This window comes from Deinococcus grandis, from assembly GCF_001485435.1.
GTDB lineage: Bacteria > Deinococcota > Deinococci > Deinococcales > Deinococcaceae > Deinococcus > Deinococcus grandis.
The window spans coordinates 1,231,646-1,256,820 of the sequence record NZ_BCMS01000001.1 but is presented as its reverse complement, the minus strand read 5'-3'; the positions used below and the strand labels follow the sequence as shown (position 1 = coordinate 1,256,820).

The window sequence follows — 25,175 nt, the reverse complement described above, 5'->3', positions numbered from 1 at the left end:
GGCCGATTCACAGGCCGGTGGGGTGATGCAGGAACTGCCACGCCAGCCCGAACTCGTCTTCCAGGCGGGCGGCCAGGGCGCGCACGCCGAACACCTCGGTCTCGTAGTGCCCGGCGTAGATCACGTTCACGCCGTACTCGAAGGCGTCATGGAAGTGCTTGTGCTCGGGCTCGCCGGTCAGCAGGGTGTCCAGGCCCATCGCGGCGGCCTCGGCGATGCTGCCCGCGCCGCTGCCGCTCAGGACCCCCAGGCGCCGCACGGTCGGGGAGCGCCCGCCCCCGTGCACGAGGCAGATCTCCCCGGTGAGTTTCTGCACGCGGTCCGCGAAGTCCTGCAGGGACTGCTCGAAGGGCAGCTCGCCGGCAATGCCGATCTTCCCGCCCGCCCACTCGCCGAACGGTTCGGTGTTCTGCAGGGTCAGTGCCTGCGCGATCATCGCGTTGTTCCCCACGACCGGGTGCGCGTCCAGCGGGATGTGCGACACGTACAGGTTCAGGTCCGCCATGAGCGCCGTGCGGACCCGTTCACGGTGCGGGCCGCTCAGGGCCAGCGGGTCGCCCCAGAACAGCCCGTGGTGCGTGATCAGCAGGTCCGCGCCGCTGTCCGCCGCGTGCTGGATGGTCTTCAGGCTGCTGTCCACCGCGACCGCCACGCGCCGCACCGTGCCGGTGCCCTCGATCTGCAGGCCGTTCAGGCTGGGGTCCTTGAACGCCCCCACGTTCAGGTACTCGTTCAGCCAGCGGACCAGGGTGTCACGCGGCACCTCGCCGCGCGTGGGAGTCAGGGAGACATACGACATGGCAGGTATTCTAGGCCCGCCGCCGTAGGCGCGCAGGGTGCGGTCACACACGCAGGCACGCCCCAGGACAGGCAAAAACCCCGACCCGGTGGGGGTCGGAGTTCTCTTGGTGGCGATGCCCGGACTTGAACCGGGGACCTAACGATTATGAGTCGTTCGCTCTAACCAGCTGAGCTACATCGCCTTGAAAAAGCCCCGCGTGCGTGCGGGGCACCTTCTGGTGGAGCTGAGGGGATTCGAACCCCTGACCTTCTGAATGCCATTCAGACGCGCTCCCAACTGCGCCACAGCCCCTCGCTTGCCTTGCTGCCCCGTTTGAGGCTCAGCTATGCTAGCAGCGACCTCCCGGGCTGTCAATACGCCGTGCGGGGCGTGGTCAGCGCGGCTGGAGCTGCTGCGCGGCCAGCTGCACGTACCCCTCGATCAGGTGGATGATCACGGGGTTGTGGGTGTGCACGCCGTGCGCCTCGCCGACACCGCCCTCGTCGATGAAGTGGGCGACCAGGGCGGCCTCGCCGTCGCGGGCGAGCAGGAACGCGCGCTGGCCGGGCGCGGCGATGGCCGGCAGGTTCGTCAGGGGCGTGCGGTACAGGTCCACGCCGCGCGGGCTGAGGCGTTCCAGGCGGTCGGCGAAGCTGGCTTCACCGGCCATGAACAGGCTGCGGCGGGCGTTCAGGGTGAGGTCCTCGCACAGGCTGCGGATGGCGGCCTCGCCGTACAGGTGGTACACCGCTTCCGGTGCGGGGTCCGGGGCGAGGCGGGACAGGTCGCGGTCCAGGGCGCCGAGGCGGTCATCGAAGGCGCGCCGGGCGCGGGCGAGGTACTCGCGGGCGCTGAGCGGCGCGTACTCCAGGGGGTTCTGTCCGACCTTGGCGGCCAGGCCGCGGCCCTCGAGCCGTTCGAGGGTCTCGTAGATCTTGGGCCGGGGAATGCCGGCCTGCCGGGCCACGCGGGCCGGGACGGCGCGGCCCAGGGCCAGCAGGGCGGTGTAGGCACGGGCCTCGTACTCGGTCAGCCCGAGCGCTTGCAGGTGGATCACGGCGCTCATTACGCCTCAGCATACGGGATGCGCTGGCTGCGGCGCCCACGCGCGGCCCGCCGGGTCAGGCGCCGCGCAGCCGTTCCATCAGGCGCAGGTACGCCTGCGCGGTGACCTGCACGTCCCCGAACGAGCGGTGGCGGCCGCCGGGCGCGAAGTTCAGGCCCAGCCGCTCGGCCAGGACCGTCAGGTTGTGCGCGCGTTCCTTCGGGAAGGCGCGGCGGGAGAGCTGCACGGTGCACAGTTCCGCCTGCGGGTTCCAGTTCAGGCCGGCGCGGGCGGCGTTGGCGCGCATGAATCCGGCGTCGAAGCCGATGTTGTGCGCCACGACCGGCCAGCCGTTCACGAATTCCAGGAATTCGGGCAGGACCTCGGTGATGGTCGGGGCGGCGCGGACCATGTCGTTGCTGATGCCGTGCACCTGCTCGGCCCGCCAGGGGATCAGCATGGTGCTGCCGTCGGCGGTGGTGGGGCGCACCAGGGTCTCGTAGCGTTGCGTCTCGTCCACCTGTCCGTCCACGATGCGCACCGCGCCGATCTCGACGATGCCGTCCCGTTCCGGCGAGAGGCCCGTGGTTTCCAGGTCGAACACGACAACATTCACGCCCCGCAGGGTAGCGCGTGCGGGGCGCGGGTGGGGCGCGGGTCAGCGGACCAGCAGGGGTTCGTACGCGGTCTTGACCGCGCCGTTCGCGAAGGTCAGCCGGGCGATGGTGTTCACGCTGGTCACGCGGCGGCCCGGGACCTTCTTCACGGCGAGGCTGACGTTCAGGTCGATCGCGCGGCCCTGCTGGGTCAGGCGCGGGTCGAGCGGGCCGGGCGCGCGGCCCGGCAGCCACAGTTCCTTCTCGGGCAGGAGTTTCTTGACGTACTGGCCGTTCTGGACGTACTCGATCTCGTACTGGAGTTCGGCCTTCACGACGGCGCTCTGCTCGCCCTTGGTGGTGACGCGCAGGGTGCAGCGCGCGGCCTCGCCCATGGTCAGGTAGCTGTTCGTGCCGCCAGCGCCCACGCAGGTGGTGAAGGCCCAGGTGTTCAGCTTGGTGGGGCCGCTGCTGATCGTGACCGGGGCGGGCGCGGTGCGGGTCATGTAGGCCGGGTCGGCATTGACGGTGAAGTCGGTTGTGCTGTCCCACAGTTCGCAGGTGACGCCTGTGGCGCGTTCGTCCGGAGCCTTGACGAGGGTGCGTGTGCTCATGGCGGCGTAGCAGGGTTCGACCGGGCCGGTGTACGGGACGTATCCCAGGGCGAGTTTCTGCATCTGCTGGAAGGCCTGCCGGTCGGCGGTGGCGTTCAGCCCGTCATTGCGGACCCACAGCTGGACGCTGACGACGCGGCTGCCGGGCTCGCCGGATTCGCGGGTGACGGTCAGGCCCTGGTAGCGGGTGAACGGGTACTGCCAGTCGCGGCCCCGCACGAATGGTTCGCCGCAGGTGTACTGCTGGCAGAAGGCGGACTGCTGAATCTGGGTGGTCGTGACGCTGCTGCCGATGATCCCGGCGGCGCTGGCGGGGGCGAGCAGCAGGGCGGGAAGGGAGCGGAGGAGTCGGGGCATGTCCGCAGCGTAGGTGGTGGGATCGGGCGGCGCTGCCTCAGGTGACCTTGAGTGCAGTGAGGGCCTGTGCTAGCAGTCCAGACGGGGTGGTGCTCGCCGTGACGGGCAGGGTGAGGACGTCGTGCTCGCCCCCCTGCGGGGCCTCCAGCGTGGCGAGCTGCGAGGGGAGCAGGTCCGCCCCGGCGTAGTGCCCGGGCCGCTGGCGCAGGCGGGTGGCCAGCAGGGGTTCGGGGACGTCCAGGTACAGGAACCGGGTGCCTGGGGCGCGCAGCGCGTCGCGGTAGGTGCGTTTCAGGGCCGAGCAGGCCAGCACCACGCGCCCCTGGGCATCCAGTTCGGCGCGCAGCCGGGCCAGCCAGGGGGCGCGGTCGGCGTCGGTCAGGCCATGCCCGGCGTGCATGCGCGCGCGGGCCTGGGGAGTGTGGTAGTCGTCGCCGTCCAAGAAGGGGGCGTGCAGCGCGGCGCCCAGGGCGCGGCCCAGGGTGCTCTTGCCGCTGCCGGAGACCCCCATGACGATCACGCGCTGGACGACCACGCTCAGGGGACTGTCGGCGGGGCTCACGCGGTCAGGGTGGGGGCGCAGGCCCCCAGGGCGACCAGGGCTTCCTCCTTGCCCTTGGCTTCCACCTCGATCCAGGGGACGTCGTGGTACGCGCTGGGCACCTGATCGATCAGCCAGCTGTGGCGGCGGTCCTGTGGGCCGTCCAGGCCGTTGCTCAGGTGCACGACCTGCCACTCCGGCGGCGTCCAGGTGCGCCGGGCGGCCAGCACACACTCGCGCACGCTGGGGTCCTCCTGATCGGGCAGGCGATCGTGGACGACGTGGTGGTGCGCGTCGAAGATCAGTGGGGTGCCGGTGGCCTCGCAGACGGGCAGCAGGTCGCGGGGGCTGTAGGCGCGCTCGTCGTTCTCCAGGCCCAGGCGCAGGCGGACCGCGTCGGGCAGGTCGGGGATGATCGCCTGCAACTCCCGGGCGCGGCCGCCCTTGCCGCCGTGCAGGAGCAGGAGGTTCCAGGTGCTGCGCTCCAGGTTCAGGGCGTCCATGACCTGCGCGTGGGTGGTGATGGCGCGCAGGCTGCTCTCCCTGACCTCGGGGCGGTCGCTGTTCAGCACGATGAACTGCTCGGGGTGCATCAGGACGCGGACGCCGTGGTCCTGGAAGGCGTGCCCGGCGTCCCGCAGCTGCGGCGCGAGGTGGGTGAGGACCTGCGCGCCGGTGTCGTCCCCGTCCAGGTCCAGCATGGGAAAGAGGCTGGAACTCAGGCGGTACAGGCGGATGCCGCGCGCGGCGCAGTAGTCGGCGGCGCGGCGCACGCGGGCGACGTTGTCGGCGTACAGTTCGAGCAGCGTGCCGTACCGCTGGTCCGGGTTCAGGGCGCGGTAGCGGGTGAGGGTGGTGGTCCGGAAGCGGATCTCGGGCCCGGTGGTCAGGCACACGAGGCCGTAGGCGGGGCCGGTCATCCGGTCCTGCGTTTCGCGGCCGAGCGGCAGCGGTCGGAGCAGTACTTGACGGTGTCCCAGTCGCGTTCCCACTTCTTGCGCCACGTGAAGGGCAGGCCGCAGTGGGCGCAGGTTTTGCTGGGGCGCTGGCTGGGCGGGCGTCCGCCGCCGAAGGTGCGTTCCGGGCGAGGCATACCCCCCAGCATGGCGCGGTGGGGGCCGGGCTTCCGTAGCCGGGGGTGAAGTTCCCTTCACGGGGGCCGCTCCCCAGGTTCGTTCGGTGAGAAAACGTATTCAGCTTCCGTGGGCCCATCCGGCGGCGCGGGGCAGCCTGGGCCGGGCGTGCCACCGGTCGGTGGGCCTGCGCCCTGCGCGCCGTGCTGCATGGCCTCTGCCGCCGGTCTGGCCTGCGGCGCCCGGGCGGGTGGTGTCCGCCGCGGCCATGGCGGGTCAGGTCCATTCGTTCGCCCGGCGGCCGGATTCGGCGGTCTGGCGCGGGAATCTTGCGGTGACCCGCATTCTTGACAGCGCTTTCAGATTGGCTTACGCTCCGGTGAATCCACCGTCCGCCGACCCCACCCCGCCGGGGTCCCCGCCGCCATCACGCCCTACACCGGGCGCGGCGCCCCCGCTGCCCTGCGCCCACCCGCCTGCGCCCCGCGCGCGAAGGAGCCCACCCATGCCCCGATCCTCCCTGATCCTCCTGCTGCCCGTCACGCTGCTGCTCGGCGCGTGCAACCTCACCGGCGCCAGCACCGCCACACCCGTCTGGCAGGACGAATTCAGCGGCAGCAGCCTCGACACCAGCCGCTGGGGCTACCAGACCGGCAACGGCTTCATGGCCGGCAGCGACTACGTGGCCGGATGGGGCAACAACGAACTGGAGTACTACACCGACCGCGCCAGCAACGTCAGCGTGCAGGGCGGCAACCTCGTGATCACCGCCCGCAAGGAGAAGATCACTGGGCCTACCGGCAGCACCACCGGCACCTTCGACTGGACGTCCGGCCGCGTCCGCACCGCCGGGAAGTTCAGCCGCGCGTACGGCAAGTTCGAGATCCGCGCGAAGTTCCCCAGAGGCAAGGGCTTCTGGCCCGCCATCTGGATGCTGCCCGAGGAACCCAGCCCCTACGCCAGCTGGGCCGCGAACGGCGAGATCGACATCGCCGAGGGGTGGGGCAGCAAACCCACCGAAGTCGCGCACACCATCCACTACGGCGGCGTGTGGCCGAACAACGTCTACTCCGGCAAGACCGCCAGCTACCCGAACGCGGGCAGCATGGACCAGTGGCACACCTACACCCTGCAGTGGACGCCCGGCAAGATCCAGTGGCTGATCGACGGGCAGGTCACCAGCGAGAAGACCCAGTGGTGGAGCGCCAAGAACAATCCCCCCAGCAGCGACGCCGACCTGAACGCGTGGCCCGCTCCCTTCGACCGCCCCTTCTACCTGCTGCTGAACCTCGCCGTGGGCGGCAACTTCGACGGGAACCCCGACGCGACCACCCCCGACCAGGGCCAGATGCTCGTGGATTACGTCCGCGTGTACGGCATGCAGAACGAGACCGGCAGCGCCGGACCGCGCCCCGACATGACCTACCCCTGGACGCCGAAACCCGCCCGCCCGGCCCTGAGCGACGGGAACCTCGTGTACAACGGGTCCTTCGACTGGGCGGACACCGACCCGCGCGTCACGCCCGACACGACCAGCCTCAGCGGCGCGGCGAACAGCAAGTTCTGGACGCTGTACACCAGTGACGGGCAGGTCACCCTGAGCAACGACGCGGGGGCCCTGAAGGCCGACGTCACCACCGCGGGCAGCGTGAACTACGCCGTGCAGGTCCGCCAGGACGGCCTGAACATCGAGTCCGGCGGGAAGTACGAGGTCAGCTTCGACGCCTGGGCGCAGAGCGCCCGCCCCATGATGCTCAAGGTCGGCGGCGGGCAGGACCGCGGGTACGCCGCGTACTCGGGCGAGCAGCCCGTGCAGATCGGCACCACGAAGGAACGCAAGACCGTCACTTTCGACATGAAGGCCACCACCGACGCCGCCGCCCGCCTGGAATTCAACCTCGGGAACGCCGGGACCGGCCCGGTGTGGTTCGACAACGTGGTCGTGCGGCGCGTCGGGACGGCCGCCGGGGCGCGCCCACCCGCCGCGGACGGCAACCTGCTGTACAACGCCGCGTTCACGCAGGACGCCACCGCCACCGTCCCCGGCATTCCCGGCGTGCCCGGCAGCGCGTACTGGACCACCTGGAGCAACGTGCCCGAACGCCTGAGCACGGGCGTCAGTGGCGGCGTGATCACCCTGAACGTCAAGGACGTGGACCCCTCGAACAACTGGCACGTGCAGCTGAACCAGACCGAGGTACCCCTGACCGCCGGGAAGTCCTACACCCTGACCTTCAAGGGCAGGGCCAGCGACGCCCGCGAGGTCGCCGTGGTCATCGGCGAGAACGGCGGCAGCTACGCCCGCTACCTGGACGGCAAGGCCGCCCTGGGCGCCACCGAGCAGACCTTCACGTACACCTTCACGGCGCCCGTGACAAACATCGGCGCGCAGTTCCAGATCCTCGGCGCGGTCGGCGCGGCGGGCAGCAGCTACGGCCTGAGCTTCCGTGACTTCCGCCTCGTGCAGAACCCCTGATACGGACTCCGATTGAATGGGCTGTAAAGACCGTTCAATCCGAGCGAAGCGAGTAGGAGCAAAACGGGATCCTGACGTGGAGCCGGCAATCCGGTGAAGTTCCGGATTGTTGGCGAAACAAACGGAATCCGTATGACCTGACCGTCGTCTCCCCCACCCCGACTGCGCGCCGGGGTGGGGGACGTTCGTTGCGGGGTCAGCCCGTGACGCGCTCGCGGCCCAGCGCGGCGTGCGCCTCGAGCAGCAGCGATTCGGTCTCGTCCCAGCCGACGCAGGCGTCCGTGACGCTCAGGCCGGGGATCAGGGTGCTCAGGTCGCTGGGAATGCCCTGCTTGCCGGGGCGGAGGTTGCTCTCGATCATCAGGCCGCGCACGGCGTCCTGCCCGGCGGCGCGCTGGTGCAGCACGTCGCGCCACACGAGGCTCTGGCGGGTGTGATCCGAGCCGCTGTTGGCGTGCGAGCAGTCCACCATGACGGCCGGGGTCAGGCCCGCGGCGGTCATGAGCCCCGCGGCTTCCTTCACGAACTGCGGGGCGTAGTTGGGACCGCCGCGGCCGCCGCGCAGGATGACGTGCCCGTCGGGGTTCCCCAGGGTGTGCACGATGCAGGCCTGGCCGTCGTCGTCGATGGTGAAGAACGCGTGCGAGGCGCGCGCGGCGACGATGGCGTCCACGGCGAGTTTGATGCCGCCGCCCGTGCCGTTCTTGAAGCCCATCGGGGCGGACACGGCGCTGCTCATGACGCGGTGCGTCTGGCTTTCGGTGGTGCGCGCACCCAGGCAGGCCCAGGCGACCGCGTCGAACACGTACTGCGGCGCGAACGGGTCGAGGAGTTCCGTGGCGACCGGCAGGCCCAGTTCGCTGACCTGCACCATGAGCTTGCGGGTCAGTTCCAGGCCCTTGTTGATGTCGTTCGTGCCGTTCATGTCCGGGTCGAGCAGGTAGCCGCGCCAGCCGACGGTGGTGCGGGGCTTGTCCACGTACACCCGCATGTGCACTTCCAGGCGGTCGTTCACGCGTTCGCGCAGCCCCGCGAGGCGGCGGGCGTAGTCGAGCGCCTGCTCGTGGTCGTGGATGGAGCAGGGGCCCACCACGACCAGCAGCCGGTCGTCGCGGCCGTGCAGGATGTCCTGCGCGGCGCGGCGGCCCGCGAGCACGGTCGCCTCGGCCTGTGGGGTCAGGGGGTGCCGGGCCTTCAGGGCGCGGGGGGTGATCAGGGGCGTGAAGCCGCTGACGTTCAGGTTCTCGGTGCGGCCAGCGTGGATGGTGGGTTCGGGGTGCGTCATGGCGGGGCTCCTGGGGTGTACGGCAGCGCCCGGTGGCTTGTGGGCTCACCGGGCGTCGGGGGGTGGAATGCAAGCGCGACTAGGCCCGGTGGGAACCGAACCAATAAAAGGAGCCGCGCGTCGTCATGGGCCGCAGTGTAGGCCCCGGCAGCGTGCGCGCGCCGGCAGGCGGTCTAGGGCACATGCAGACAGGTCGTATGGATCGCCGGGGCGCGCCTCACGACAGGTAGGGACGCAGCGCCTCGTGAATGGCGGCCGCGTCGGGCAGCAGGTTGGGGTTGAGGTGCAGCACCGTCACGATGGCGCGCTGCGCCCCGGCGTCCTCGGTCGTGGGGGTGGGCGGGCGGCGGCGGTCCCGGCCGTACGCGCGGGAGGACAGGATCAGACCCGCGAACGGCACCCGGGTGCGCGGATTGATGAGCGCGAAGTCCACCTTCACCTGCGACAGCTGTTCCAACGCGCCCTTGGGCCGGTCGGGGGTGATCGTGAAGGCCAGCACGTCGCGCAGCACGACCGGACCCAGCACCTCGACCTTCTGGCCGCGCAGCGCCTCGCGCAGGTCCTGCTCGAAGCGGTCCTCGCGGCGGGAGCGCTCGGTGCGGGGTGCTTTCACGTCTTGGACGTCGGGCTCTCCTCGTTTCAGGAATCGCAGCGGCATGCGTCATGGTACGCGCTGCCTGCCGGGTTTCGCCGGACCCGCCCGTCAGGGGCAGTGCCCCCCACGCGCTCACCTCACCGCTGGGTCACTGCTGGGTCACCGCTGGGTCACTGCGGCGTTCAGGCCTCGGCGATCTGGCGGAGTTTCTCCACGCGGGCGGCCAGGTCGGGCAGGTCCAGGGCGCGCAGGGCCTTGGTGGTGCGGGTCAGTCCGGCGTCGTCCACGCGGCCCTGGTTCCACCCGGCGATCAGCATGGCGCAGCCCTGCAGGGCGTCACTGACGGTCTCCCGGTGGAACATGGCGGCCAGGGTGCCGCCCTGGGCGGGCGCGGTCTGCTGCGCCTGGGCCTGGACGTCCAGGACGACCTGCATGAACACCTGGTCCAGGCGGGCGCGGTCGTCGGGGGAAACGGGGGTTCCGGTCATGGGGGGCAGTGTAGCCCGGGTGCGGCTTTCTTCATGTCGCCTCTCATGACTCGCGGGCGCGGCGCGCGGCTGCGTATCTTGGTGCATCTCTAGGAACGCGGGGGGCTGGATAAGCAATGAGGTACGAGCCGGGCAGCAGGTTCTACGATGAGATGTTCACGGCACTCGGCGCGGCGCGCGCCCACTACCAGGGGGTCGAGACGTACCTGGACGCGCTGGGCGTGGATGAATTCCGGCGGCGGCATCAGCTGCTGGATCTGGCCTTCCGCAATCAGGGCATCACGTTCACGGTGTACGGGGACGCGCAGGGCACCGAGCGGACGTTCCCGTTCGATCCGGTGCCGCGCATCATCCCGGCGAGCGAGTGGTCGCACATCGAGTCGGGCCTGACGCAGCGGGTGCGGGCGCTGAACGCGTTTCTGACCGACATCTACAGCGGCGCGCAGATCCTGGGGGACGGCGTGATCCCGGCGGAACTGGTGTACACCTCGGCGCACTTCCGGCGCGAGGTGCACGGCGTGCTGCCGCCCGGCGGGATCTTCACGCACGTGGTGGGCACGGACCTGATCCGCAACGAGCAGGGCGAGTACCTCGTGCTGGAGGACAACCTGCGCTCGCCGAGCGGCGTGTCGTACCTGCTGGCCAACCGGCAGGCGATGACCCGCGTGTACCCCGGCATGTTCGAGGGCCAGGGCGTGCGGCCCGTGCAGCACTACGCGTCGGCGCTGCTGAAACTGCTGCTGGCCAGCAGCCCGCGCGAGAACGGCACCGTGGTCGTGCTGACGCCCGGCATGTACAACAGCGCGTACTTCGAGCACGCGTACCTCGCGCAGCAGATGGGCGTGGAACTCGTCGAGGGCCGTGACCTGTTCGTGGACGGCGGGCGGGTGTGGATGCGCACGACCGGTGGGCGGCGGCAGGTGGACGTGATCTACCGCCGCATCGACGACGATTTCCTCGATCCGCTGGCGTTCCGCCGGGACAGCGCGCTGGGCGTGGCGGGACTGGTGGACGTGTACCGGCAGGGGCGCGTGGCGATCGCCAACGCCATCGGGACGGGCGTCGCGGACGACAAGGCGGTGTACGCGTACGTGCCGGACATGATCCGCTACTACCTGAACGAGACGCCGATCCTGAACAACGTGCCCACGTACCTGGGCTGGAACGCCGAGCAGCTGGAGTTCATGCTGGCGAACGCGCAGGATCTGGTGTTCAAGTCGGTGGGCGAGGCCGGTGGGTACGGCATGCTGATCGGTCCGGCCGCCACGCGCGACGAGATCCAGACGTACCTGGAGAAGGTGCGGCGTGATCCGCGCGACTTCATCGCGCAGCCGGTGGTGGGCCTGTCGCGGCACCCGACCTTCTACCCGGACAGCGGCGGCTTCGAGGCGGCGCACGTGGACCTGCGGCCGTACGTGCTGTTCGGTGAGGACGTGACGATCGTGCCGGGCGGCCTCACGCGGGTGGCGCTGCGCCGGGGCAGTCTGGTCGTGAACAGCTCGCAGGGTGGGGGCAGCAAGGACACCTGGGTGCTCGATCATGACGGTCCGGCGGCGCCGCTGGGCATGACGCAGCTGCTGCACGGCGATACGTCGCCCGGGCAGGCGCAGGGTCAGAGCCAGTCGCAGAGCCAGTCCCAGTCGGGGGGCGGTCAGTCCCAGACGCAATCCCAGTCCCAGTCTCAGTCTCAGTCGCAGTGGCAGGGGGGCTTCGGCGCGGTCCCGCTGGGCGGCGAGGTCTCGGCGCAGTCGCTGGCGCAGCTGGCGGACCACGCGGCGATGCACCGCGCGCAGGCGGCGGACGAGGCGCAGGTGGCCGCGTACGGCGAGAGTCAGCGCGCGCCGGTCCCGCCGCCCCCGGCGCTGGCCCCGTCGGACAGTCCGGGCCTGCACTCGTTCCAGCAGCAGCTGGAGAAGGATCAGCTGGCCGCTGACGGGGAGGAGCGCTGATGCTGCTGCTGTCGCGACTGGCCGAGAACCTGTTCTGGATGGGCCGCTACATGGAACGCGCGGAGAACACCGCGCGGCTCCTGAGCGTGAACTACTACGCCACGCTGGAATCCGCGGGCAGCGCCCGGGAGCACTGGCGGCCCCTGCTGGACCTCACGGGCGGCGAGGAGGCCCTGCGCGCCCGCTACGGGCGGGTGGACACCCGCAGCGTGGGCTCGTGGCTGGCCTTCGACCGGGAGAACCCGTCGAGTATCGCCAGCAGCCTCGCGTACGCCCGGTCGAACGCGCGGGGGCTGCGGGACCGGATTCCCAGCGAGATGTGGGAGGCCGTGAACCGCGCGTACCTGAACCTGTGCTTCGAGACCGGGGATGTCCTCGACCGGGACGGACTGTTCGAGTTCTGCGTGGCGGCGCGCGAGGCGTCGCAGTTCTTCTTCGGGATCGCGTTCGCCACCCTGCCGCGCGACGAGGGCTGGTCGTTCATGCGGGCCGGGCAGATGCTCGAACGGGCCGACAACACCCTGCGGGTCCTGCAGGGGCGCCTCACGCCCGGGGTGCTGGGCGGCGCGCTGGACCCGGCGGCGGCCATGCAGCTCGAGCAGCGCTGGGTGCAGGTCCTCAAGGGAGCCAGCGCCTACGAGGCGTACCGCAAGCGGGTGCACGCCGGGATCGACCCGCGCCTGATCGCGGGCTTCCTGCTGCTCGACGAGTACTTCCCGCGCAGCGTGCGCTACAGCGCGCAGAACCTGCACGACGCGCTGGAGCAGATCGACCGCTGCCACCCGGGCGAGCATCCCGGGGTGATGCGCCTGTCGCGCTGGCTGGTGGCGCGGCTGGAATTCGCGCAGGTGGACGACATCCTGCTGGGTGGGCAGCCGGGCCTGCCGGACCTGCTGGTGGACGTGAACGGCGTGGGCGCGGCGATCACCGCGGCGTACTTCGAGCAGGAATGAGCGGCGCGCCTGCATGGAGGGGTCGCGGTGCGGTGTGAGATCCGGCACGTGACCGAGTACCGGTACCCGCAGCCCGCCTGGGATTCGTTCAATCAGGTGCGGCTGCACCCCACGCACGAGGCGCGGCAGTCGGTGCGGTCCTTTCACCTGCACGTGGTGCCCCAGGCGGAGGTGACCTCACACAAGGATTACTTCGGGGCGATCGTGCATCACGTGCACGTGCACGATCAGCACACGCAGCTGCGGATCGAGGCGCAGGCGATGGTGGACACGCACGCGCTGCCCGACCCCGGGCCGACGCCGGTCGCGGCGCTGCGGGGCGCCCGGGGGCCTCTGACGGAGTTCCTGGTGCCGTGCCCGCGCGTCCCGGCCGGGGCGTGGCCGGAGGTGTTCGGCGTGACGCGTCCCGACGACCGCGACGACCTGGGCGAGTACCTGCTGAACCTGAATGCGTTCCTGTACTCGCAGTTCACGTACGACACGGCCGCCACGACGGTCAGCACGCCCCTGGCGGAGTTCGCGCAGCACGGGCGGGGCGTGTGTCAGGACTTCACGCACGCCATGCTGGGCATCACGCGGCAGCTGGGCATCCCGTCACGGTACGTGAGCGGCTACCTGTACAGCGGCGGCGAGATGCGCGGCGCCGAGGCCACGCACGCCTGGGTGGAATGCTTCGTGCCGGACTACGGGTGGCTGGGCCTGGACCCCACGAACAACTGCGTGGCGCGCGAGAAACACATCAAGATCGGGCACGGCCGCGAGTACAGCGACGTCTCCCCGGTGCGGGGCACGTACTACGGGGGCGGCAGGGGCAGCATGTCGGTCGCGGTGTACGTGTACGGCGAGGCCTAGCGGGACAGGGGCAGGGGCGGGCCGACCGGCGACCGGTGGCCCGCCCCTGTTCGGTGAAGAGAAGATCAGTTCCCGGTGACGGCGCGGCCCGCGACGAAGATCCCGGCAATTACGCTGCCGATCACGCCCGCCACGACCATCTGCGCGATCCAGGCGAGGACCAGCGTGACGACCGCCTGGGTCTGGTCGCGCAGGTTCATGCTGCTCTGCACGGCCAGGAAGCCGAAGTAGATCATGGCCAGCCCGATTACGAACATGGCCAGCCAGCCCAGGATGGGAATGATGCCGATCAGGGTGCTGACGATGCTCAGGGGCACGTAGAACAGCGCGAAGGAGTACGCGACCTCCGGGTAGGTGCCGGTGCCCCGGAAGAGGGTGCGGCCGATCAGGTACACGCCGCCGGTGAAGGCCAGGAAGCCCAGGGGAATGGTGATCAGGCGGCCGAACAGCTGCCCGAAGAAGGTCACGTCGCTGTGCAGGAACGAGAACAGCGCGGCGATCACGCCCGAGACGACGGCGGCGATCATGACGTAGATCAGGGCGCCGGTCAGCCTGCCGCGCCGCTCGAAGCGTTCGAAGGTGGCGGGGCTGGGGCGGCTCAGGACGGCGACGCTCTGGGCGAACATGTCCTGCACGCTGCTTTCGGGACCGCTGGTCACGGGGCTTCTCATGGCACGGAGTACGCCCGTCACGCCAGCGGAGTTGCCCGCGCCTCCGTTCATGCTTCCTTCATGGTCGGGCGGGGGCGCGGCACCTTTGTCTGCGCCCCGGCGTGTCACAATGCTCCGCGATGACGGAATCTTCCATGACCTCCGGCGAGCAGACCCACTCCGGCTTCGTGGCCATCGTGGGCAAGCCCAACGTCGGCAAAAGCACCCTCCTGAACGCCTTCCTGGGCACCAAGGTCGCCCCGACCAGCCCCCGGCCGCAGACCACCCGCCGCGGCGTGCGCGGCATCCACACCAGCGGCGACCGCCAGATCGTGTTCGTGGACACCCCGGGCCTGCACAAGCCCAAGGACGCACTGGGCAAGTACATGAACCACGAGGTGCACAGCGCCCTGGCCGACGTGGACGCCGTCGTGTGGGTCGTGGACCTGCGCCACCCGCCCACCGACGAAGACCAGCTGGTCGCGCGGCAGGTGCGCGAGCTGCCCAAGCCGCTGTTCCTGGTGGGCAACAAGACCGACGCCGCCAAGTACCCCGACGAGGCCATGAAGCTGTACCGCGCGCTGCTGGAAGGCCGCGACGCCGACCTGAGCGACACGATGCTCAGCGCGCAGAACAACCCGAATGCCGTGGCGACCCTGCGCGAGCAGCTGCTGGAGATCCTGCCCGAGAGCCCCTTCTTCTTTCCGGTCGGTCCTGCCAGTGACCAGAGCCGCGAGCAGTGGGCCGCCGAGATCATCCGCGAGGAAGCCATGAAGAAGCTGCGCGACGAGCTGCCCTACGCGGTGGCGACGCGCGTGAACCGCTGGACGGAACGCGAGGACGGCCTGCAGCGCATCGAGGGCGAGATCGTCGTAGAGAAGAACGCGCACAAGGGCATGGTGATCGGCTCGGGCGGCAAGCAGCTGCGCGAGATCGGTCAGGCAGCCCGCAAGCAGCTGGAGGTCTTCCTGGACCGCAAGGTGTACCTGGGGCTGGAGGTCATCGTGATTCCCGGCTGGCGCGAGGACGTCGAGGCCCTGCGCGAACTCGGCTACGAGTAAACCCGAGCAGAAGAGCCGCCGCCCGGATCAACCTGGGCGGCGGCTTTTGCGACCGGGCTGGTTCAGCTGGCCTGCGCGCACTGCGGGCACTGCCCGTACAGCGTGACCTCGTGTGCCTCGACGATGAAGCCGCCGGGGTAGACGGTGCCGCTGGGCAGCGCGACCGGGCAGGTGTGCAGCGTGAACACGCGCTGGCAACGGGTGCAGGCGAAGTGGTGGTGATGGCCCTTACCGCTGGATTCGTAGAGGGTCTCGCCATCCAGCGTGACGGGGTGGATGCGGCCCTGGTCGGTCAGGAGCTTCAGGGTGCGGTACACCGTGGCGACGCCCAGCGCCGGCAGGTCCGTACGGGCCCGTTCGAGCACGTCACCGACGCCCAGGGGTCCCTCGGCGTCGTGCAGGACGCGGGTGATCACGTCACGCTGTCGGGTGCTGCGGGAGGCGGTCATACCCAGCAGTCTACCACTTCTTGAGAGAACGCGATCAATAACGGAGGTGGGCCGGGAGCCGCCCGGCCGACTGCCGAGTCACCTGACACACTGACGCGCCGCGCGCACCGGTACACTGACCGCAGCTCCCCCACACGCCCTGAACGTCGACCACGTTCCTCCCGCCGCCCTGCCGAGGCTGTCATGTTGCGTGAACTGTTCTTCAACCTCTGCCTGCTGATCAGCCTGCACTACCTGCTGCGCTTCACGTTCCGGTCGTGGCCGGTCCCGCGCCGGGGCTGGCGGCACGCGCTGCGCCTGTCGGCCCTGGCCGCCGCCGGGCTGATCCTGATGCTGTTTCCCGCGCCCATCGCGCCGGGCGTGCAGGTGGACCTGCGGGCGGTACCCGTGGCGTTCGCGACCCTCCAGTTCGGACCGCTGGCGGGCGTGCTGGTCGCTCTGCCCATCATGCTCTACCGGGCGCTGCTGGGCGGCGTGGGGCTGTACGCGGCGCTGCCCAGCCTGCTGAGCGTGATCGTGGCGACGGCCCTGATGCGGCGCGTCGTGCCGGCGGTCGGGCCGCTGTTCTGGCGGCACTGGCCCGGCGTGATCGTCATGTTCGCGTTCAACGGCGTGCCGCTGCTGTTCCTGCCGGACGGCCCGCAGCTGTTCACGCAGGTGTACCCGCTGCTGCTGGTCATGAACGTCCTGGGCGCCCTGGCCGCGTGGGGCGTCCTCAGCGAACGCTTTCACGTGCTGCGCCTGACCCGCCAGTGGCAGTCGGCGGCCCTGACGGACGCCCTGACCGGCCTGGGCAACCGCCGTCAGTTCGACCTGGACCTGGAGGCGATGGGGCCGGGCGACGCGCTGCTGCTGCTGGACGTCGATCACTTCAAACGCGTGAACGACACGCACGGGCATCACGCGGGAGACGAGGTGCTGCAGGAGATCGCGCGGCTGCTGGAACGCGAGGCGCGCGGCCGGGACCGCGCCTACCGCTACGGCGGGGAGGAATTCGCCGTGATCCTGCGGGACGTCAAGGGCGACGGCCTGAACCGCGTCGCCGAGCGGCTGCGCGCCGCGGTCGAACGGCACCCCATGCGCGCCACCGGCGGCACCGTGACCGTCTCGGTCGGCGGGGCCAGCTGGGCGTCCGTACCGCTGCGGCAGCTCGTGCAGCGCGCCGACGAGGCGCTGTACGCCGCGAAGCACGGTGGCCGCAACCAGGCGCGCGTGTGGGGCATCTGGTCCCCCGCCCAGGGAAGCGACCCGGCGCCCCGGACCGTGCTCCGTCGGCCCCAACCCTGACCAGAACGGCCTCCCCTGCCATGAGCAACAGGGCCACCCGCGTCGAACGGGTGGCCCCTCTGCCCATCACCTGTGGTCCCCGCAGCATTCGGCGGGACTGATACGGATTCCGTTTGTTTCGTTGACAGATCGGAAAATCACCGATCTGCCAACTCCACGCCCGGAACCCGTTTTTCTCCTACTCGCTCTGCTGCGCAGCTCTCCGAGTCCGCTCGGGTTGAAAGTTTTTGCAAACCTTTCAACCGGAGTCCTTATCAGTCCTTGTCGCCCATGTTGGTGCTGGGCGGGTCGCTGGCGTCCATGGTCTGGGTCATGGCGACGTCCTGCTTGTCCAGGCCTTCCTTGCGGTAGTCGCTGGGGGCCTTGTTCTCGGCGTCCACGGCGGCGTCGATTTCCGCTTCGGGGTTGCTGCGGCCCATGAACTGCAGGTCCACGTTGCTGATCTCGTCCTCGGTCTTGATCTCGCGCTTGTCGTCGGTCATGGGGTCACGCTACCGCCCGGGCGTGGGGCGCGCCTGAACGCGCCCTTCATGTCGGCTGGAGGTTCACCCCATGGGGTTCAGATGCTCAGGGTCTTGGCGCAGCGGTACAGGTCGCGGCTGACGTCCTTGCGTTTCTCCCAGGTGTCGGCCAGGGGCGTGAAGCTGGTCTCGTGGTTCTGGCGGCCCACCATGACGTCGCTCTTGCCTTCCATCAGGGCGTACACGGCGGCCTCGCCGAGGCGGCTGGCCAGGATGCGGTCCGAGGACACCGGGCTGCCGCCGCGCTGGATATGGCCCAGGATGCTCACGCGGGTTTCCATGCCGGTGCCGTCCTGGATGGCCTGCGCGACGCCCGTGGCGCCGCCGGGGTAGCCCTCGGCGACGATGATGATGCTGCCCATCTTGCCCTTCTTCACCGAGGCCCTGACGATGTCCAGCACGCCCGCGACCTCCTTGGCGTCCTCGGGGATGAAGACCTCCTCGGCGCCGCCGGCGACCGCGACGTCCAGGGCGATGTGCCCGGCGTGGCGGCCCATGACCTCGATCACGAAGATGCGTTCGTGGCTCGCGCCGGTGTCGCGCAGTTTGTCCACGGCGTCCAGCGCGGTCTCCACGGCCGTGAAGTAGCCGATGGTGTGGTCGGTGCCGTACAGGTCGTTGTCGATGGTGCCGGGCAGGCCGATGACGGGAATGCCGTGTTCCTCCTGCAGGAAGTGCGCGCCGTGGAAGCTGCCGTCGCCGCCGATGACGATCAGGGCGTCCACGTCGTGGGCGCGCAGGTGCCGGGCGCCGCGGGCGCGGCCTTCGGGGGTGCGCCAGGTGTGGCTGCGGGCCGAGAGCAGGATGGTGCCGCCGCGCTGGAGGGTGTTGGCGACGTCGCGCGGCCCGAGGGTGATGAAGTCGCCGCGGTGCAGGCCGGAGAAGCCGCGCCGGACGCCGATGACCTCGATGCCCTGGGAGGTGGCGGTGCGCACGACGGCGCGGATGGCGGCGTTCATGCCGGGGGCGTCGCCGCCGCTGGTGAGGACGGCCACGCGTTTGATGCCGGTGGGGTTGGGGTGGGGGTCGCAGTGGGGTTCGGTCATGCTGGGCCTCGCTGTCAGTGGGGGTGGGGATGGCACCGTGGAAGCATTTCCAGGCGGCCGCGCCGCCCCGCCGGGGGGGGCGTAGGCCGCGCGCCGGGGTCAGGCGTCCGAGGTCGCCTGGAGTGCCAGTGCATAAGCGTCATTCTTACGCAAACCCTCCCGGATGAGAAGGTCACGTATATCCCGAGTGCTCAGGCCCTGCCCCGCCAGCTCCCGCGCGCGCGCCGCGTGATCCACCTCCGCGCCCACCGACTCGCCCTCGGGTCGGCCCGCGACGACCACCACGATCTCCCCGCGCACGCCCGACTCGAAGTGCGCGGCCAGTTCGGCCAGCGTGCCGCGCACCGTCTCCTCGAAGCGCTTGGTCAGCTCGCGGGTCACGCTCGCGGCCCGCTCCGGCCCGCAGGCGCCACCCAGGTCGGTCAGGGTCGCGTGCAGGCGGTGCGGACTCTCGTACAGCACGCTCGTCTCGGCACGGGCTGCCACCGCCGAGAGCCTCTCTTTGCGGTCGCGGCCCGAGCGGGGCAGGAAGCCCTCGAAGGTGAAACGCCCGGTCGGCAGGGCCGACAGCACCAGCGCCGGCACGAACGCCGTCGCGCCCGGCAGCGCCTCGACCGGCACGTCGGCCGCCAGCGCCGCCGCGACCAGTTCCGCACCCGGGTCGCTGATGCCGGGCGTGCCCGCGTCGCTCACGTACGCCAGCCGCGCGTACCGTTCGAGCACCTGCGGCGCGCGGCCCATCGTGTGCGCGTCCAGCCGCACGAGCGGCTTCCTGATGCCCAGGTGCGTCAGGAGCGCCCCGGTCCGGCGGGTGTCCTCGCAGGCGACCGCGTCGGCAGCCCGCAGGACCTCCAGCGCCCGCAGCGTGATGTCCCCCAGGTTCCCGACCGGGGTGGGCACCAGCCACACCCGCGCGCCGTCCGGGATGCTCACAGGCGTCACGTCCGGCAGGTCCGCCATCAGGTCAGGCAGGTCGAGTTCAGTGGTATCGGGAAACTCCGGCTCAGTCATCGCTGCCGAGTATGCCGCCCGGACCGGACTGCACCAGTCCCTCCATCGCCAGGCCCTGCATCGCCAGGCCCGGCGTGGGCTTGAGCCGCACCCGGACCTTGCGGGGACGCTTGAGGACGTTCGTGATGCGCGCGCGCAGCAGTTCACCCTCACCGACCGTCACGGTCACCACCGTGCCCTCCGGCAGGCGACCACCCACGATCACCACGACGCCATTTTCGACCACGCCCTTGTAGGCCTTCATGCTTCCCTCCCCTGCGCGCGGTGACGCCGCCGCTCCGCCGCCGACAGCGCCTCGCGCAGCGCCACGATCTCGGACTCCCGCGCCCCGCCCAGCCGCGCGTACCGGTCGATGACCTCCGCCGCCTCGCGCCGCCGGTCCAGGCGCAGCAGCAGCGTGCCCAGGTGCTCGCCGCCCACGAAGTACGCCCGGGGGTTCTGCGGATCGGCCGCCACCTGCGCCCGCGCCGCTTCCAGCAGCGACAGCCGCGCCCGGTGCCGGTTCACCTGCCACCGGACCGTGAACGTCGCCAGCCCGAAGGTCCCCAGCGCGCCCAGCAGCGACAGCGCGACCGCCTCCGGCACGCCGACCTGCGCGGCCAGCTGCACCGTCAGCGGGAAGCAGAACGCCAGCACGACCAGCACCGCCAGGGTCGCCGCGTAGTTCACGCCGCCCCCCTGGCCCGCCGGACCTTCACGCCACTCATGCGCCACAGTCTAGCGGCACGGGCGCCCGCCGGACCGTTCATCCGGTCATGAAGTCCGCTGCGGGCCGTCCTGGCGCGCGCGGTGGTAGGGTGCGGGGCGTGCGACTGCACCTGATCACCGTGGGGGAACCGAAACTGGCGTACGCGCGCGCCGGGTGGGACGAGTACGAGAAAAGACTGCGCCGGTACCACAAGGTGCAGGTGACGCGCGTGAGCGGCAAGACCCAGGCGCTGGAGAGCGAGGCGGTCCGCCGCGCCGCCGGGCGGGCGCCGCTGGTGCTGCTCGATCCGCGTGGGCGGCAGTTCACGTCCGAGGGCCTCAGCGCGTACCTGGACGCGCAGGGCGTGGCGGGTGTGGGCGAACTGGCCTTTGCGATCGGCGGGCCGGACGGGCACACCGACGAGCTGCGGGCCGGGGCGCACCTGCTGTGGGGGCTGGGGCAGCTGACCCTGCCGCACGACCTGGCGATGGTGGTGCTCGCGGAGGCGCTGTACCGGGCGAGCACGATCAGCGCGGGCGAACCGTACCACCGGGGCTGAGGGGTAGGGTGAGGGCATGAGCGAGACGACGCCCGCCCCGGCCGAGCAGTGGTTCGAGACGCCCCGGTTGAGTGGGCGACTGGTGACGCTGGAGGCCCTGCTCACCGAACACGGCGCGGACCTGAGTGCCGGGGCGACGGAAGACACCATCCGGTTCCTGGCGCGCGGTGGCCCCGCCGAGAACACCCCGCAGGCGTGGGCGGCGTACGTGGAGCGCCTGAACGCCCTGCCGCGCCGCGTGAACTTCGCGGTGCGGTCGCGGGCGTCGGGGCGGGTGGTGGGGCGGATCAGTTACAGCGAGGTGAACGTCGCCGACCGCTGGGTGGAGGTCGGGACGATGCTGCTGCCCGGGGCGCAGGGGACCGGTGTGAACGCGGACGCGAAGGTGCTCGTCATGGACCGGGCGTTCGGGGTGCTGGGCGCCAACCGCGTGCATTTCAAGGTGGACGCCCTGAACGAGCGCAGCCTGCGGGCCATGCGCCGCCTGGGCGCTGCCGAGGAGGGCGTGCTGCGGGCGTATCAGGTGCGCCCGGACGGGTCGTCGCGGGACTCGGTGATGTTCAGCGTGCTGCGCCGCGAGTGGCCGCGGGTGCGCGCGGGGCTGCTGGCGCGGCTGCCGGGGGACTCCACCCGTTCGGGGGAGGCACGCACTTCATGAGAAATTCGGCAAGCTTGCCATAAAGCCCCGGGTAGACTGCCGGGCGTGACCCGCCGACCAGTTGCCCATCTCGTTGCCGCGCTGGCCGCGCTGCTGAGCCCGGCGCAGGCCCTGATCGTCCCCCTGACCGGCTGGACGCCCGTGAACGGCGACGCGAACTTCTGGACGGACGCCAGCGGCGCCTGCCTGATGCGCGAGGAACGCTCGGGGCAGGCCTTCCCGACCTTCACGAGTGCCGAGGACGCGCGCGCGTTCGCGCTGAAACTGCAGGGCAGCCTGGGCCGCAGCGTCCGGTCGGTCGTGACGCAGCCCGTGGACCGCGCCGGCGCGTGGGGCGTCCTGGCGGCGTACGACTACCACGAGGCCGGGACGACGTACCGCATCAGCCAGCTGTACCTCAGTGACCGGGGTGTGCTGCGGACCGTGACGGGCAGCGCCGCCGCGAAGCACGCGGGCGCCTGCGTGAACGAGATGCGCGACTTCATCCGCTTCCTGGCGAACTGATACGGATTCCGTTTATTTCGCCAACAATCCGGAACTTCACCGGATTGCCGACTCCACGTCCGGAACCCGTGCTGCTCCTTCTCGCGTCCGCTCGGATTGAATGGTCTTTGCAGTCCATTCAATCGGAGTCCGTATGACCGTCCCCGCGGGCGCCCGCCGCGCCTGCGGTACAACGGGGCATGACCGCACCCGGATCCGCGCCGCACCTGCTGGCCCGCCTGGACCTCGTCGCCGCTGGCCTGGAGGCCTCGGGGCGGGCGCTGGCGCTGCTGGGCCTGGGGTCTGTGGGAGCGGAACTGGACCGCGCGGACCGCTTCTCGGACCTGGATTTCTTCGTGGTGGCCCGCCCCGGTCAGGTGGAGGCGCTGCTGGACGACCTGTCGTGGCTGGGGAGCGGGCTGGTCCACGCGTTCCGGAACACGCCGGACGGCTTCAAGGTTCTGTTCGCAGGCGGCGTGTTCGGCGAGTTCGCGGTGTTCGACGAGACGGCCCTGCGCGGCGCGGCGTTCGTGAACGCGCGGGTGGTGTGGCGCGCACCGGACGCCCCGACGGACCTGCCGCTGCACCCCCGCCCGCAGGAAGCCCGCGCGGAGCCCCTGAGCGCGGCGCAGCGGGCGCATCACCTGGGTGAGGCCCTGACGAACCTGCTGATCGGCGTGCGCCGCTTCCGGCGGGGCGAGCGGCTCTCGGCGTGGCAGTTCACGCAGGTGTACGCGCTGGGGCACGCGCTGGCGCTGGCCGCCGACGCCACGACCCCGCAGCCGGGCTGGGCGGACGCGTTCGGTCTTGAACGCCGCTTCGAGGTGCGCTTCCCGGCGCTGGCGGCGGGGCTGGCCGCGCAGGTGCGGCAGGAGGCCTGGGAGGCGCTGGCGGACCGGACGCCCTGAGCCGTGCGTGGTAGGCTCCGCGGTTGAGATGAGACTGAGTGCGTTCCGGGCGGTGCGGCCATGATGGTCGTCACGGCGCTGCTGTCATGGTTCCTGGTGGGCCTGTTCGTCCGTATGAGCAGGGCGCGTGGCTGGGGCCAGCGGGTGCGGCAGGACGGCCCGCAGACGCATCTGGTCAAGGAGGGCACGCCCACGGCGGGCGGCGTGCCGTTCGTGCTGGCCCTCAGCGTGGTGTTCCTGCCGCTGTACCTGACCGGGAATGCCGGGGGGCCGCGCGAGCTGGTCGTCTGGCTGACGGCGCTGGCGATGGGCGTGATCGGCGGCGTGGACGACCTGCTGAAGATCCGCTCGCGCATGACCGGAAAGGGCCGGTCAGAGCTGCTGGCCCGCGAGAAGTTCCCGCTGCAGTTCCTGGTGGGGCTGGTCTTCGCGTACTTCGCGGCGCCGCTGGCCTCGCATGAACTCGTGCCGGGGTTCGGGCCGGTCGGGGACGTGATCCTGCTGACGCTGGTCATGGTGGGCAGCGTGAACGCCTTCAACTTCACCGACGGCCTGGACGGCCTGCTGGGCGGCGTGGCGATCATCGTGCTGCTGCCGCTGCTGGCGCTGTCCCCGGTCAGTGCGCTGCTGGTCGCGGCGCTGCTGGGGTTCCTGTGGTTCAACGCGCACCCGGCGCGGGTGTTCATGGGCGACATGGGCAGTCACGCCATCGGGGCGATCGCAGCCGGCGCGTACGTGCTGTACGCGGACGTGTGGCTGCTGCCCATCGCGGCGATCATTCCGGTCGCGGCGGTGCTCAGTGTGGTCATTCAGGTGGCGTCGTTCAAACTGCGGGGCAAGCGGGTGTTCAAGATGTCCCCGATCCAGCATCACTTCGAGCACAAGGACATCGGCTGGCCCGAGACGCACGTCACCATGCGGTTCTGGATGGTGTCGGCGGTGGCGACGGCGCTGGTGTGGTGGCTGCTCGGCGGCAGACCCTAAGGCGGAACAGGCGGGCGGGGTGAGGGGGCGACCTCTCCCCCGCCTGCGCCGTTTGTGGACATGGGCAGCGATGGCGACCGGCACAGGTCTGCACGAATCAGGCGGGTATCAGAGGGTCCAAGCGTCCAAGCGTCTGAGAGACTAAGGGAAAAAGATGTGTGACACGCTGTTCTGAGCCCTTTTGACCTTGTGCCCCTTGGACCTTCAGCCCCTCACTCCCCGGACCGCTCTCGTGCCAACCCAGACCAAAGTCACTACACTCGGGTGTGACCGAGTTCCACCCCCTGCACCTGCCTGATCTGCCTCGCCTGTTTGCGGCGCGCGCCGCGCTGCCCGCGTCGGGCACGACTGTGTACCGCGCCGCGCACCTGACCGAGACGGGCGGGCAGTTCACGCTGGACGTCGCCGGGGACGCCGGGGTGCTCAGCCTGTACGTGCCGCTGGCCCCGCCGGACGAGTCGGCGCTGGCGGCGGCCTGCGGTAAGGCGGCGGGGCTGGCGGGGGTGTACCTGAAGCGGCGGCCCGTGGAGGCCCGGCACGCGGCGAACGTGGCCCGTGAGGACCTGGCCCCGCCGGACCCGGTGTGGGGCGAGGCGCGGCCTGAACTGACGGCGCTGGAGGCCGGGGTGCCGCTGCTGATCCGCCCCGGCGCGGACCTGAGCGTGGGGGTGTTCACGGACGCCCGCCCGGCACGCGCGTGGGTGCGGGAGCACGCGGCGGGGCGGCGGGTGCTGAACACCTTCGCGTACACCTGCGGCTTCGGTCTGAGTGCGGCGCTGGGTGGGGCGGCGGTCGTGAAGAACGTGGACCTGTCGCGCAAGGTGCTGGCGTGGGGGCAGGAGAACTACGCCCTGAGCGGGCTGGCCGCGCCGGACACGGATTTCCTGTTCGGGGACGTGTTCGAGTGGCTCTCGCGCCTGGAGCGGCGCGGGGACGTGTTCGATCTGGTGGTGCTCGACCCGCCCAGTTTCGCGCGGGGCAAGGCGGGCGTGTGGCGCTCCGAGCGGGACTACGCGCGGCTGATGACGCTGGCGGCGCGGGTGACGGCGCCGGGCGGGCGGGTCCTGGCGCTGCTGAACCACGCGGGTGTGAACGCGGCGGCCTTCGAGCGGATGGCGGCGGCCGGACTGGACGCGGCCGGTCGGCGCGGCGCGGTGCAGGAGCGCCTCGGTGCGGGCGAGGACTACCCGGGGGCGCGGCACCTGAAGGTGCACGCCTGGCAGCTGGACTGACGTGGGGGGCGCCGGGCTGGAGGGAGGGGGGCC

The 25,175-nt window shown here is 70.8% G+C and carries 29 protein-coding genes and 2 tRNA genes; 12 read left to right on the top strand and 19 right to left on the bottom strand.

All coding sequences use genetic code 11. The features are described from left to right. Window positions 1–7: 7 nt before the first annotated feature. From DEIGR_RS06300 to DEIGR_RS19605, 9 genes are all read right to left on the bottom strand, one after another. Entirely contained in the window at window positions 8–799 is a 792-nt protein-coding gene (locus tag DEIGR_RS06300; RefSeq protein WP_058976201.1) for a Nif3-like dinuclear metal center hexameric protein, read from the bottom strand. A 107-nt stretch (window positions 800–906) separates the two neighbouring features. Continuing rightward, window positions 907–983 (bottom strand) — tRNA-Met (locus DEIGR_RS06295). Between the two features lie 34 nt (window positions 984–1,017). Beyond that, window positions 1,018–1,093, bottom strand: a tRNA-Ala gene (locus DEIGR_RS06290). Window positions 1,094–1,175: 82 nt separating this feature from the next. After that, window positions 1,176–1,847, bottom strand: coding sequence for a TrmB family transcriptional regulator (locus DEIGR_RS06285; protein WP_046842813.1), 672 nt, complete (start codon window positions 1,845–1,847; stop codon window positions 1,176–1,178). Between the two features lie 55 nt (window positions 1,848–1,902). Continuing rightward, on the bottom strand, window positions 1,903–2,442 hold the full coding sequence (locus tag DEIGR_RS06280; protein WP_058976200.1) for a 3'-5' exonuclease: 540 nt from the start codon (window positions 2,440–2,442) through the stop codon (window positions 1,903–1,905). Window positions 2,443–2,484: 42 nt separating this feature from the next. Continuing rightward, complete coding sequence (locus DEIGR_RS06275) at window positions 2,485–3,393, bottom strand: hypothetical protein (protein ID WP_058976199.1); 909 nt, start codon at window positions 3,391–3,393, stop codon at window positions 2,485–2,487. Between the two features lie 37 nt (window positions 3,394–3,430). Next, window positions 3,431–3,955: a gluconokinase gene (locus tag DEIGR_RS06270; RefSeq protein ID WP_058976198.1), complete on the bottom strand. Its 525-nt coding sequence runs from the start codon at window positions 3,953–3,955 to the stop codon at window positions 3,431–3,433. Continuing rightward, window positions 3,952–4,854: a UV DNA damage repair endonuclease UvsE gene (uvsE, locus tag DEIGR_RS06265; RefSeq protein WP_058976197.1), complete on the bottom strand. Its 903-nt coding sequence runs from the start codon at window positions 4,852–4,854 to the stop codon at window positions 3,952–3,954. Before uvsE ends, DEIGR_RS06270 begins: the two co-directional genes overlap by 4 nt. After that, window positions 4,851–5,027, bottom strand: coding sequence for a DUF2256 domain-containing protein (locus DEIGR_RS19605; protein WP_083523948.1), 177 nt, complete (start codon window positions 5,025–5,027; stop codon window positions 4,851–4,853). Before DEIGR_RS19605 ends, uvsE begins: the two co-directional genes overlap by 4 nt. A 485-nt stretch (window positions 5,028–5,512) precedes the next feature. Between DEIGR_RS19605 and DEIGR_RS06260 the strand changes: the two genes are divergently transcribed. Beyond that, a complete protein-coding gene (locus DEIGR_RS06260) occupies window positions 5,513–7,483 on the top strand; it encodes a carbohydrate binding domain-containing protein (protein WP_058976196.1) in 1,971 nt (656 codons plus the stop codon). A gap of 196 nt (window positions 7,484–7,679) precedes the next feature. On the opposite strand, the gene DEIGR_RS06255 is transcribed toward DEIGR_RS06260, so the two are convergent. The 3 genes from DEIGR_RS06255 to DEIGR_RS06245 all read right to left on the bottom strand — a co-directional run bounded on the left by DEIGR_RS06255 (window position 7,680) and on the right by DEIGR_RS06245 (window position 9,851). Further along, complete coding sequence (locus DEIGR_RS06255; protein ID WP_058976195.1) at window positions 7,680–8,768, bottom strand: 3-deoxy-7-phosphoheptulonate synthase; 1,089 nt, start codon at window positions 8,766–8,768, stop codon at window positions 7,680–7,682. Between the two features lie 217 nt (window positions 8,769–8,985). Then, entirely contained in the window at window positions 8,986–9,426 is a 441-nt protein-coding gene (locus DEIGR_RS06250) for a hypothetical protein (protein ID WP_058976194.1), read from the bottom strand. Window positions 9,427–9,545: 119 nt separating this feature from the next. Then, window positions 9,546–9,851, bottom strand: a complete 306-nt coding sequence (locus DEIGR_RS06245; RefSeq protein ID WP_058976193.1) for a hypothetical protein — start codon at window positions 9,849–9,851, stop codon at window positions 9,546–9,548. Between the two features lie 152 nt (window positions 9,852–10,003). On the opposite strand from DEIGR_RS06245, the gene DEIGR_RS06240 reads away from it, so the two are divergent. Genes DEIGR_RS06240 through DEIGR_RS06230 form a run of 3 tightly spaced genes read left to right on the top strand, consistent with a single transcriptional unit; the run spans window position 10,004 to window position 13,605 of the window. Continuing rightward, complete coding sequence (locus DEIGR_RS06240; protein WP_407638311.1) at window positions 10,004–11,800, top strand: circularly permuted type 2 ATP-grasp protein; 1,797 nt, start codon at window positions 10,004–10,006, stop codon at window positions 11,798–11,800. Continuing rightward, complete coding sequence (locus tag DEIGR_RS06235; RefSeq protein ID WP_058976191.1) at window positions 11,800–12,753, top strand: alpha-E domain-containing protein; 954 nt, start codon at window positions 11,800–11,802, stop codon at window positions 12,751–12,753. Before DEIGR_RS06240 ends, DEIGR_RS06235 begins: the two co-directional genes overlap by 1 nt. A gap of 48 nt (window positions 12,754–12,801) precedes the next feature. After that, the gene (locus DEIGR_RS06230) at window positions 12,802–13,605 is read left to right on the top strand and encodes a transglutaminase family protein (protein WP_236704674.1); all 804 of its coding nucleotides are present in this window, start codon (window positions 12,802–12,804) and stop codon (window positions 13,603–13,605) included. 65 nt (window positions 13,606–13,670) lie between these two features. On the opposite strand, the gene DEIGR_RS06225 is transcribed toward DEIGR_RS06230, so the two are convergent. Beyond that, complete coding sequence (locus tag DEIGR_RS06225) at window positions 13,671–14,264, bottom strand: YIP1 family protein (RefSeq protein ID WP_322787155.1); 594 nt, start codon at window positions 14,262–14,264, stop codon at window positions 13,671–13,673. A 131-nt stretch (window positions 14,265–14,395) separates the two neighbouring features. Between DEIGR_RS06225 and era the strand changes: the two genes are divergently transcribed. Continuing rightward, a complete protein-coding gene (gene era, locus DEIGR_RS06220) occupies window positions 14,396–15,316 on the top strand; it encodes a GTPase Era (protein WP_058976188.1) in 921 nt (306 codons plus the stop codon). Between the two features lie 62 nt (window positions 15,317–15,378). Here the strand turns inward: era and DEIGR_RS06215 are convergent, their stop codons facing one another. Then, a complete protein-coding gene (locus DEIGR_RS06215) occupies window positions 15,379–15,765 on the bottom strand; it encodes a Fur family transcriptional regulator (RefSeq protein ID WP_058976187.1) in 387 nt (128 codons plus the stop codon). Between the two features lie 183 nt (window positions 15,766–15,948). On the opposite strand from DEIGR_RS06215, the gene DEIGR_RS06210 reads away from it, so the two are divergent. Next, window positions 15,949–17,052, top strand: a complete 1,104-nt coding sequence (locus tag DEIGR_RS06210) for a GGDEF domain-containing protein (RefSeq protein ID WP_083523947.1) — start codon at window positions 15,949–15,951, stop codon at window positions 17,050–17,052. A 254-nt stretch (window positions 17,053–17,306) separates the two neighbouring features. Here the strand turns inward: DEIGR_RS06210 and DEIGR_RS06205 are convergent, their stop codons facing one another. The 5 genes from DEIGR_RS06205 to DEIGR_RS06185 form a co-directional block, all read right to left on the bottom strand. Beyond that, entirely contained in the window at window positions 17,307–17,534 is a 228-nt protein-coding gene (locus tag DEIGR_RS06205; protein ID WP_058976185.1) for a hypothetical protein, read from the bottom strand. 77 nt (window positions 17,535–17,611) lie between these two features. After that, window positions 17,612–18,619 carry a 6-phosphofructokinase gene (gene pfkA / locus DEIGR_RS06200; protein WP_058976184.1) on the bottom strand — a complete coding sequence of 336 codons (1,008 nt, stop codon included), beginning with the start codon at window positions 18,617–18,619 and terminating at the stop codon, window positions 17,612–17,614. Window positions 18,620–18,718: 99 nt separating this feature from the next. After that, window positions 18,719–19,579: a 16S rRNA (cytidine(1402)-2'-O)-methyltransferase gene (gene rsmI, locus DEIGR_RS06195; RefSeq protein WP_058978568.1), complete on the bottom strand. Its 861-nt coding sequence runs from the start codon at window positions 19,577–19,579 to the stop codon at window positions 18,719–18,721. Window positions 19,580–19,622: 43 nt separating this feature from the next. Continuing rightward, entirely contained in the window at window positions 19,623–19,874 is a 252-nt protein-coding gene (locus DEIGR_RS06190; RefSeq protein ID WP_058976183.1) for a hypothetical protein, read from the bottom strand. Then, entirely contained in the window at window positions 19,871–20,299 is a 429-nt protein-coding gene (locus DEIGR_RS06185; protein WP_046844901.1) for a hypothetical protein, read from the bottom strand. The genes DEIGR_RS06190 and DEIGR_RS06185 overlap by 4 nt, the downstream gene beginning before the upstream one ends. 137 nt (window positions 20,300–20,436) lie before the next feature. Between DEIGR_RS06185 and DEIGR_RS06180 the strand changes: the two genes are divergently transcribed. The 6 genes from DEIGR_RS06180 (at window position 20,437) to DEIGR_RS06155 (ending at window position 25,142) form a co-directional block, all read left to right on the top strand. Next, the gene (locus DEIGR_RS06180; protein WP_058976182.1) at window positions 20,437–20,877 is read left to right on the top strand and encodes a 23S rRNA (pseudouridine(1915)-N(3))-methyltransferase RlmH; all 441 of its coding nucleotides are present in this window, start codon (window positions 20,437–20,439) and stop codon (window positions 20,875–20,877) included. A gap of 16 nt (window positions 20,878–20,893) precedes the next feature. Then, the gene (locus tag DEIGR_RS06175; RefSeq protein WP_058976181.1) at window positions 20,894–21,535 is read left to right on the top strand and encodes a GNAT family N-acetyltransferase; all 642 of its coding nucleotides are present in this window, start codon (window positions 20,894–20,896) and stop codon (window positions 21,533–21,535) included. Window positions 21,536–21,580: 45 nt separating this feature from the next. Continuing rightward, the gene (locus DEIGR_RS06170; RefSeq protein WP_058976180.1) at window positions 21,581–22,039 is read left to right on the top strand and encodes a hypothetical protein; all 459 of its coding nucleotides are present in this window, start codon (window positions 21,581–21,583) and stop codon (window positions 22,037–22,039) included. A 179-nt stretch (window positions 22,040–22,218) separates the two neighbouring features. Then, entirely contained in the window at window positions 22,219–22,926 is a 708-nt protein-coding gene (locus DEIGR_RS06165; RefSeq protein WP_058976179.1) for a hypothetical protein, read from the top strand. A gap of 60 nt (window positions 22,927–22,986) precedes the next feature. After that, window positions 22,987–23,910, top strand: a complete 924-nt coding sequence (locus DEIGR_RS06160) for a phospho-N-acetylmuramoyl-pentapeptide-transferase (protein ID WP_058976177.1) — start codon at window positions 22,987–22,989, stop codon at window positions 23,908–23,910. 266 nt (window positions 23,911–24,176) lie between these two features. Further along, window positions 24,177–25,142, top strand: a complete 966-nt coding sequence (locus DEIGR_RS06155) for a class I SAM-dependent methyltransferase (RefSeq protein WP_236704673.1) — start codon at window positions 24,177–24,179, stop codon at window positions 25,140–25,142. Window positions 25,143–25,175: the final 33 nt, after the last annotated feature.